This window comes from Cupriavidus sp. 05N40 (genome assembly GCF_056397305.1).
Genome location: NZ_JBFTND010000255.1, coordinates 1 through 9,082, shown reverse-complemented (window position 1 = coordinate 9,082; position 9,082 = coordinate 1). Strand labels below are relative to the sequence as shown.

Here is a 9,082-nt window from a genome sequence, read left to right as displayed (position 1 = left end):
GTGCGCGGCGGCGCCAACACCTGGATGCAGGGACTGGGCCCGGTGGCCAACGTCAATGTCAACGTCAACCAGAACATCGCCCAGCTGCAGAGCATCAACGTCAACACGCTCAACAACGTCGGCGTGATCGGCTCCGGCCTCGGACTGGCTATCGATGTCAATCCTTCGCAATGGGCTGCTACCCACGCCAAGGTCTGAGCGACACGCGTCGCGCCTCGTGGAAACCCTGCGGTTTCCACGGTCGTGACCTGTGGCTTTGACAGCCGGCACTGCGTCCAGACACGCAGTGCCGGATCTTCCCGCTTGGCAACTACCAGTGCCCCGGCCGAAGGATTGCACGGTATTGCGCGCCCTGGCATGCGCTTGCACCCCGGGAATCGGCGCCGTTCACTGTCCGGCGCGCCCGGCGATCCTCGATCTCAGTTCATCGAGCCGGGACAGGAACAGCGCAAGCGTTGGCGCGGCATTGCTCGGGCTATACCCGACGACGAGATCAATGGTCGGGATTTCGCCCGTCAGCGGCCGGCTGACCACCGACCACGGCATCAGGTTCTCCACATAAGCCGGGATTAGCGTCATGCCGCGGGTCGATGCGATCAGCGACATCACCATGGCCGGATTATCGACGCTTTGCGCGATCTCGACCTCGACGCCCGAACTGGCCAGATAAGCATCGACGACCCCCCGCAGCACCTTCGCCTTGTCTCCCATGGCGATGAACGGCTCGTTGCGGAGATCCTCCGCACGCAGCGCGTCGCGCGCGGTCAATGCATGGTCGCTCGGCATCAGCACGACCAGCGGCTCCTGGGCAATGACCTTGTATTCGAGGTCGTACCCGGGCTCGGCGCGCATGAAGGCGACGTCGAGCTTGCCATGGGCCACCGCGGCGGCCAGTTCCGTGGAGTAGTCGCTCGATACGCTCACCTCGATATTCGGCAGCTCTGCGCGCAGCAAGTGCATGGCGTCCGTCAGCCATGTCATCTCCTGGCCAGTCAGAAAGCCGAGTGCAAAGCGCGGCTTGGCAGGTCGTGCCGCGCGGCGGGCCGCTTCCACCGCGGCGTCGACCTGTGCCATGGCCAGCCGCGCATGGTCGATAAAGGCCTGGCCTGCATCCGTCAACGCCACGCCGTGCGCACTGCGGCGCAGCAATTCGACGCCGACCTGCTCCTCGAGATCGCGGATCTGCCGGCTTAGCGAGGGCTGCGAAGTATGCAGCCGATTGGCCGCGGCCTCGGTCAGGCTGCCGGCTTCCGCGACCGCGATGAAGTACCGAAGATGTCTCAATTCCATCAGCCCCATGCCTGGCAGGCATGCCCACAAGCTTACAAAGTCTTTTTCATGGGCGCCGGAAGACCCTAGATTGGTCCCTGCAGCAACCCCGTTCCACTGTCCACGCAACCTTATCCATGCTGGACAGCGATACCTTACAGGAGTTTCCCATGAGCAGTCCCGTCGTTCTCATCACTGGCGCACTGACCGGCATCGGTCGTGCCACCGCGCTTGCATTCGCTCGCACTGGCGTGAATCTCGTCGTCTCGGGCCGCCGGCCCGCCGAAGGTGCCGCACTCGAAGCCGAACTACGCGAGCTCGGCGCCGATGCGTTCTTCGTGCAGGCCGATGTGCGCCACGACCAGGAAGTGCGCCATCTGGTCGATCAGGCCGTGTCCCGCTTCGGCCGTCTGGATGTCGCCGTCAACAATGCCGGTACGGAAGGCCGGCCGGGCCCGCTGACCGAACAGACCGCGGAAAGCTATACGGCCACGTTCGACACGAATGTGCTGGGCACATTGCTGAGCCTCAAGCACGCGCTTCGCGTCATGACGGCGCAGCGTTCCGGGGTCGTGATCAACATCTCGTCGACCTATGGTCACGAAGGCGCGGCCTATGCCGCGGTCTATGCGGGTAGCAAGCATGCGGTGGAAGGCATCACCAAGTCGGCGGCACTCGAAGTCGCTGGCACCGGGGTGCGCGTCAATGCAGTGGCACCCGGACCCACCGAAACCGGCATGCTCGACCGCTTCACGGGGACGCCCGAGAACAAAGCGGCGCTGGCCAGTGGCGTACCGTTGGCTCGCCTCGGCAAGCCGGAAGACATCGCCGCGGCCGTGATCTATCTCGCGTCCGCAGGCGCGACGTTTGTCACCGGCCAGATTCTCACCATCGATGGCGGCAAGACCGCCGGCTGATACACGCGATGCGCATTCTCGGAACAACTGAACAAGGGAGTCACAGATCATGAACACGCTGACTGGTAAGACCGCGCTCGTGACGGGCGCATCGCGAGGCATCGGCCGCGCCAGCGCGCTTGCGCTGGCCAGGGCCGGCGCGCAGGTGCTGGTTCACTACGGAAAGGCGGCGCGCGACGCGGATGCGGTCGTCGCCGAAATCCACGCATTCGGCGGGAAGGCCGAGAAGATCGCCGCCGACCTGCGTGCTCACGATGGTCCCCATGCGCTTGCACAGCGAGCGCGCGCAGTTATCGGTGGCCGGCTGGACATCCTCGTGGCCAATGCCGGAATCTCGCGCGCGGCGACCATCGAGGAGACCACGGTGGAAGACTTCGACGACCTGTTCGCGGTGAACGTGCGGGCTCCGTTCTTCCTCGTCCAGCAGTTGCTGCCGGTCATGTGCAAAGGCAGCAGCGTGGTGCTGCTGTCGTCGCTCGCGGCGCATGCCGCCGTGGGCGCGCTGCCGGCGTATTCGGCAACCAAGGGCGCCATCGACACGCTCGTCAAGCACTTCGCCTCGGCCCTTGGCGAGCGCGGCATCCGCGTCAACGCGGTGGCACCTGGCGTGGTGCCGACCGAGATGTCCAGCTTCGCCAGGAGCGAGGAGGGCAGGGCCTTCACGCTCGGCATGCAGGCACTCAAACGCATGGCCGAACCCGACGACATCGGCGCGGCGATCGAGTTTCTCGCATCCGACCGGGCCCGATGGATTACCGGCGAGACGCTGCGCGTCGACGGCGGCTCGAAACTCTAATCGGAGATATCAATGAAGCTTTATCATGCCAACGGCTCGCCAAACTCGCGTCGCGTCAGGATGCTGATTGCGGAAAAGGGACTGGAAGTGGAACTCGTGCCGGTCGATCTCGGCACGCGGGAGCAACTCTCGGAAGCCTATCGCGCGATCAATCCGCGCGGCGTCGTCCCGGCCCTGGTGCTCGACGACGGTACGGTCATCGGCGAGGCGTCGACAATCATGCGCTATCTCGACGATGCCCATGCGCTGCCATCGCTGTATGGCACGACGGCGGTAGACAAGGCCGTCGTCGCGATGTGGGAACGGCGCATGGAGATCGAGGGGTTCGCCGCCGTGATGGAGGGCGTTCGCAATGCCGCCGCGGGACTCAAAGGGCGCGCAATTTCCGGCCCGCATGGGTACGACCAGATCCCGGCGCTGGTCGAGCGCAGCAAGCAACGGGTCGCGAATTTCTACGACGACATCGAGGCGCAACTGGATCGTGCCGCGTTCGTCGCGGGGGATCTCTTCTCCGCCGCCGACATCACCGCGCTCGCTGCCGTCGACTTCGCGACGAAGGCGCTGGCGATGCCGGTGCCCGAGACACATGTCGCGGTAAAGCGGTGGCATGAGATCGTCTCCGCCCGTCCCAGTGCCACGGCGTAAGGCTGGGTCCGCAGCGGCGCGTTGACCTGCGCTGCCGGGCACGATTCACCAAGCCATCTTCGGATGGCTTTCTTTTTAGGGAAACACTATGCCTTCCACAAGAGCCGCGCTGCTTGGCGGCAAGAACGTGGTGTTTCTTCGCGAGCACCTTAAGATCATGCCGCCAGGCCGGCCCGTTCCCCGCCGCTGTCAGCCGTACCGCGCACGAAACCCTATCGTCCAGTGCGGCACGTACGATCCCACGATACGCAGCGCAGTCCGTATAGAAGCATGCATTTCACGCGCGCCTCACGCGCCAATTGCCATATCCACACCGTGTACCAATCGACTGGCCAGGCGCGGGTGCCGCAACTGTTCCAGCCACCATTGCAACGCGCGCCCCTCGCGATCGCCGCGCCAAGCGACATACGACACAGTCGGCTCGCGCTGATCGGCTGTCGCCTTCTCCACCAGTTTGCCATCTTTCAGCAACGACGCGACGCGATGACGCGGCAGCCAGCCGATGCCCAGGCCGTCGCGCTGCGCGAGTATCTTCGCTTGCATATTCGGCACGGCTAGCATGGCCTGGCCACCGATCACGCCATAAGCGCGTCCCGCTGTCGTGCGCGACGAATCGGCTACTACTACCGACCGATGCGCGCGCAGTTGCTCGCGCTCAAGCGGTGCTTCAGCGCGTGCCAAAGGATGACGAGCCGCCACTGCGAATACCCACTCAATCACGCCGAGCTCGAACCAGCGCAGTCCGGGAACCGCCGGGGGCTCATTGGTCGCGCCGACGATCAGGTCCGCGCGCCCGTCGCGCAATGCTTCCCACGTGCCGCCCAGGACCTCGTGCGTAAAGCGCAATTTGACGCCGGAATCTAGCGCGTCGAAGCTGCGCACCACCGGCATCAGCAATTCAAATTCGATAATCTCGTCGGTGACGATCCAGAGCCGATCTTCCCAGCCGCTCGCAATCTGCCGCACGCGTTGCGTCACGCGCGACATGTCGAGTGTCAGGCGCGCGGCTTCATCGGCGAGCACCTGGCCCGCGGGCGTCAACTGCACCCGGTAGTGGCGGCGATCGAACAATAGTGCGTCGAAGCGCGCCTCGAGTTGCCGCGCCGCATGCGAAATCGTCGACGGCGCCTTACCTAGCCGCGCCGCCGCACGCGACAGGCTGCCGGTTTCGCGAATGGCTTCCAGCAAGGCCAATTCGTCGTCAGACAACATGTGCGATCCCGTCGAACGTATCCATCGGGCAGATCGTACGGCAAATCAAGGCTTTCGGTTCACCATCTCTCTACGCGATCCGGGAGCCGCCTCAAAGGCAACTGGCTCGCGATTCACTTGCCCGCCCTGCCTGCGATACAAGGCGTAGTACCGAGGATCGCGTCGGTTRCCGAGTGGATTCGCAGAGCATTGCAGCGCTGCGCTTGATCTCATGTCCCTATCGAGGAAATATCATGCTTCAGTTTTACTTCCACCCGACGCCCAATCCCACCAAAGTCGCGCTCCTGTTGGAGGAGCTTGAAACTCCATTCGAATTGGTTGCTGTCGATACGTTCAAGGGAGAGCAGCACAAACCGGAATACCTGAAGATCAATCCGAATGGCAAAGTGCCCGCCATTGTCGACGATGGTGTCGCTGTATTCGATTCCCATGCCATTCTGCTGCACCTGGGTGCAAAGCACGGCAAGTTTATGCCGTCCGCGCCGGCGCAGCATGCAGCGATGCTCTCTTGGCTGCTGTTCGTCGCGACCGGCCTGTCGCCATTCTCCGGTCAGGCCGTGCACTTCCAGCACCATGCGCCGGAACCCCTGCCGTATGCGCGTCACCGCTATCTGAAGGAAGTCGAGCGCCAATACCGTGTTCTCGATGCGCGTCTCGCCGACTCAAAGTATCTCGCCGGCGACACTTATTCGATCGCCGACATGGCACTCTGGGGCTGGGCTAATTACGCCGGCTATATCTTCGGCGAGAAGGGTCTGACGGACTATCCGCACGTCAAGCGTCTGATCGATGAAATCTCGGCACGCCCAGCGGCCGTCCGTGCCCTGGCTCTGAAGGAAAAACTCCAGTTCAAATCCGAGTTTGACGAAGAAACCCGGCGCGCCCTGTTCCCTCAGAACGCTTCGTTCACAGTCTAGGCCGGCCGCGAGAACGCCCACGCTGTCCGCCCGCAAACGGCCGGGGCCGGCATGCCGCGGACCGATGAAGATAGTCGCGGCGGCGCTTAACCTTTCTCATCGTCTCTCGGCCGAGCGGGGAGGTGGCCCACAATTATTGGCCTTCTACGTGAACCGAGCAATGAACAACGGGCTGACCCGGGCGCAAGCATCGGAAGGCATGACCCAACTGGCGCTCTACACGGCTTGGTCCGGCGACTCTAGCGCGCTCCGTATCGTCAAGGATGTCYTTGAGAAGCGGCCCAAATAGCCGCGTCTATCACTATGAAAAAGATTGGCTTTCTCTCCTTTGGCCACTGGGCCGATTCCGTGAATTCGCGGGCACGGACGGCGGCGGATGTGCTTCTGCAATCCATCGACCTGGCGGTCGCCGCCGAGGAGCTGGGCGCGGATGGTGCCTTCTTCCGCGTCCATCATTTCGCGCAACAGCTTGCATCTCCATTTCCGCTTCTCGCAGCGATCGGAGCAAGAACCAGTCGGATTGAAATCGGAACGGGTGTCATCGACATGCGTTACGAGAATCCGCTCTATATGGCGGAAGATGCCGGGGCAGCCGATCTGATTGCCGGCGGACGTCTGCAGCTTGGTATCAGCCGAGGCTCAGGCGAACAGGTTATCGACGGTTGGCGCCACTTCGGGTACGCGCCTGGCGAGGGTGAGACTCATGCTGACCTGGCGCGCCGCCATACGGAAGTCTTCTATGAGGTGCTGCGGGGCAAGGGCTTTGCGCAGGCGAATCCGAGGCCCATGTTTCCCAACCCGTTGGGCCTTTTGCGAATCGAACCGCATTCCGATGGACTTCGCGACCGCATCTGGTGGGGTTCAGGCTCCGACGCAACGGCGGTGTGGGCCGCGAGGATGGGCATGAATCTTCAGACCTCAACGTTGAAGAATGACGAGACGGGCCGTCCGCTTCATATCCAGCAAGCAGAGCAGATTCGCGCTTACCGTGATGCATGGAAAGAGGCTGGGCATACACGAGAGCCGCGGGTGTCGGTCAGCCGGAGTATCTTCGCGCTCGTGAACGACCAGGACCGGATGTATTTTGGTCGCGGCACTCAGGGCAACGACACCGTCGGCTTTCTTGACGACGATGTTAGAAAGATCTTTGGCCGAAATTACGCCGCTGAACCTGATGTCCTTATCGCGGAACTGGCAAAGGACGAGGCAATTGCGGCGGCCGATACGTTGCTACTCACCGTGCCTAACCAATTGGGTGTGAAATATTGCGCGCACATGATCGAATCGATTCTCACGCACGTCGCGCCCGGCCTCGGCTGGCGCTAATGGCGTTCACCTATGGGAAGCAGGCATATGACCCGCAAAGCTGTGCTGTATGGACTACTACGGTCGTTCGGTTCTATGAACTATGAAGCCTCGCGAAGCAACGCCTGCTCGCTCCTAGTTGGAGGCAGATTTCGCGCTGCTTTCCCGTATGCGCTTGACCAATTCGCTCCCATGGCTGGAAATGTGGCGCTTGAGCACTGCGATCGCTGCCGGCGCGTCGTGACGCGCACAGGCCAGGACCATTTGCTCATGCTCATCCAGGACGGTTGCCCATTCCTGTAGGTTGGCTTCTGAGTTCTCGTGCAACGATCCCATAAGTTCCCTGTCGCCTGGAGCGTCCTTTCCGGCGGTGCGCATGCGCATTCGCAAATGGCGAATAAACAGATGCTGGAGGTTTTCGATGCTGGCGAGAAGGCGCGGCAAGCGCGCTGGCTCATAGAGTCGACGGTGGAAGGCGCTATTCAGATCGCCCCATCTCGAGTCAAATTCCTTGCCGGGATCCGCACTGGGTGAAGCGCGCATATCAACGCGCCCCTGCTCGACAATCGCAAGCGCGGCCTGGGCATCTTCCGGCGTGAAATGTTTTGCAGCGTGCTCTATGGCGAGGGATTCCAACGCCATGCGCATGGCCAGAATTTCCTCGAAGTCTTCGGTGGACAGGACCGTAACGACCACGCCACGGCGCGGTTGCGTTTCCACCAGTCCCTCCCCTTCAAGCTTGAGGAGCGCCTCCCGGATTGGCGCACGGCTGACCCCGAATACAACCTGCCAATTGGCAGGGGAGCGCTCTCGGAAGAAGAGCGCTTCAAGATCGAAGACCACATCGAGCAGACACAGATCATGCTCTCGCGCCTACTACTTTGCCTCGACCTGCGGTCACTCGAAGGAATTCGAGTCGATGGAGCACCGAACAACCCTCCGAAGGGGAAATAGCCTCTCCGGGGTCAGAACAGCTCCGCGCTCGCCCCGGGACGATCGTCTGTCTGTGCGGAGGGCGCGGCCTTATTTCGGGTGACGGGGGCCGGCTCGGCATCCATCAACTCTGCCGGGAGCAATCGCAGGAAGGTTCTGGCAATCTCGGGGTCTCGACATGACAGCCAGTCGGCCCAGGTGTCGCGCGGCAAGACCACAATCCCGCGCTTCTCGTCGCCTGGCTTGTGGAACCGGCGCATGAGAGGGTCGCTATCCGCGTTGAGCGTCGGCATCGTAAAGCTGATGGCGCCATCCGGCCAGGTGCGCCAGAGACCTGCGATAGCGAACGGCTCGCCGTCCGCCATGCTGATGCGCCAGCGCACCGCCTTGCCAGTTTCCCAGTTGGGCTCATAGAAGGATGTCGCCGGTATCAGGCAGAGCTGACCGGCCTTCCAGTGCTTGGCGAATGAACTCAGCTTGCCGATCGTCTCGAAGCGCGCGTTCGCAGTTGGATAGTAGCGGGCACCAGGTGGAATCTTTGCCTTGGGCACCATGCTGAACGATGCGACCGCGCATTCGCGACCACCGCCCTCGGTCGCGCGGATGATCGGCGCGGGGTAGTCTGGCCAGGTTTCGGCCTTCCACTCCGCGGGCGGCGGCTCGATGCCAAAGATGTCGCGTAGCACCTGGCGCTGGATCGGGGCGTAGTTGACGCACATGGTTAGTCCCTTCCGTTTCTCTTGCGAGTGTAAGCGCCTTGATTCGGTGGTCCAAAAAAGTCCCGCAGCCAGGCTTCGCGCTCCTCGATGCAAGGCTCGCCGCGGATTTCCTTGCGGAAGGTCTCGAGGATCCGGGCGATGCGATACAACGGCCTTCCGAGTACGATTTTGGCCGCTCAGGAGGCGTGGCGCCAGACCTTCACCGCGGAGACGACGAGGATCGCTGCGAGTAGGGGTAGCAGCACAGTCGTCGGCACGATGCCCAGCAATCTGCCACCAAGATACGCGCCAAGAATGGATCCCACTGCCATCATCGCCGCAAAGGCTCGATGGCGGATGAGAACGGTGAAGCTCCGATCCCGGCTGTAC

General features: G+C 62.6%; 10 protein-coding genes and 1 pseudogene. 6 read left to right on the top strand and 5 right to left on the bottom strand.

Annotated elements, in window-relative coordinates:
- Positions 1–198, top strand: a 198-nt coding sequence (locus tag AC1DO7_RS36390) for a hypothetical protein (RefSeq protein ID WP_441623863.1), incomplete at its 5' end; no start/stop codon positions are given.
- 189 nt (positions 199–387) lie between these two features.
- On the opposite strand, the gene AC1DO7_RS36385 is transcribed toward AC1DO7_RS36390, so the two are convergent.
- Complete coding sequence (locus AC1DO7_RS36385; RefSeq protein WP_441624214.1) at positions 388–1,290, bottom strand: LysR family transcriptional regulator; 903 nt, start codon at positions 1,288–1,290, stop codon at positions 388–390.
- 149 nt (positions 1,291–1,439) lie between these two features.
- Between AC1DO7_RS36385 and AC1DO7_RS36380 the strand changes: the two genes are divergently transcribed.
- The 3 genes from AC1DO7_RS36380 to AC1DO7_RS36370 are packed head-to-tail and all read left to right on the top strand — an operon-like array spanning position 1,440 to position 3,627.
- On the top strand, positions 1,440–2,186 hold the full coding sequence (locus AC1DO7_RS36380) for an SDR family NAD(P)-dependent oxidoreductase (RefSeq protein WP_441624188.1): 747 nt from the start codon (positions 1,440–1,442) through the stop codon (positions 2,184–2,186).
- Positions 2,187–2,235: 49 nt separating this feature from the next.
- Complete coding sequence (locus AC1DO7_RS36375; protein WP_441650419.1) at positions 2,236–2,982, top strand: SDR family NAD(P)-dependent oxidoreductase; 747 nt, start codon at positions 2,236–2,238, stop codon at positions 2,980–2,982.
- Positions 2,983–2,994: 12 nt separating this feature from the next.
- Positions 2,995–3,627, top strand: a complete 633-nt coding sequence (locus AC1DO7_RS36370) for a glutathione S-transferase family protein (protein ID WP_441624192.1) — start codon at positions 2,995–2,997, stop codon at positions 3,625–3,627.
- A 288-nt stretch (positions 3,628–3,915) separates the two neighbouring features.
- Here AC1DO7_RS36370 and AC1DO7_RS36365 read toward each other — a convergent pair whose 3' ends face one another.
- Positions 3,916–4,839 (bottom strand): LysR family transcriptional regulator, encoded by a 924-nt coding sequence (locus AC1DO7_RS36365; RefSeq protein ID WP_441624194.1) that lies wholly within the window; start codon positions 4,837–4,839, stop codon positions 3,916–3,918.
- A gap of 233 nt (positions 4,840–5,072) precedes the next feature.
- Between AC1DO7_RS36365 and AC1DO7_RS36360 the strand changes: the two genes are divergently transcribed.
- Together AC1DO7_RS36360 and AC1DO7_RS36355 are read left to right on the top strand one after the other, a co-directional pair.
- The gene (locus AC1DO7_RS36360) at positions 5,073–5,756 is read left to right on the top strand and encodes a glutathione S-transferase family protein (protein WP_441624196.1); all 684 of its coding nucleotides are present in this window, start codon (positions 5,073–5,075) and stop codon (positions 5,754–5,756) included.
- A gap of 303 nt (positions 5,757–6,059) precedes the next feature.
- Positions 6,060–7,082 carry an LLM class flavin-dependent oxidoreductase gene (locus tag AC1DO7_RS36355; RefSeq protein ID WP_441624200.1) on the top strand — a complete coding sequence of 341 codons (1,023 nt, stop codon included), beginning with the start codon at positions 6,060–6,062 and terminating at the stop codon, positions 7,080–7,082.
- A 114-nt stretch (positions 7,083–7,196) separates the two neighbouring features.
- On the opposite strand, the gene AC1DO7_RS36350 is transcribed toward AC1DO7_RS36355, so the two are convergent.
- From AC1DO7_RS36350 to AC1DO7_RS36340, 3 genes and pseudogenes are all read right to left on the bottom strand, one after another.
- Positions 7,197–7,904: a GntR family transcriptional regulator gene (locus tag AC1DO7_RS36350; protein WP_441624202.1), complete on the bottom strand. Its 708-nt coding sequence runs from the start codon at positions 7,902–7,904 to the stop codon at positions 7,197–7,199.
- Between the two features lie 122 nt (positions 7,905–8,026).
- Positions 8,027–8,713 (bottom strand): SOS response-associated peptidase, encoded by a 687-nt coding sequence (locus AC1DO7_RS36345; protein WP_441624204.1) that lies wholly within the window; start codon positions 8,711–8,713, stop codon positions 8,027–8,029.
- Positions 8,714–8,889: 176 nt separating this feature from the next.
- Positions 8,890–9,082 (bottom strand): annotated as a pseudogene (locus AC1DO7_RS36340) (sulfite exporter TauE/SafE family protein); the annotation flags it as partial.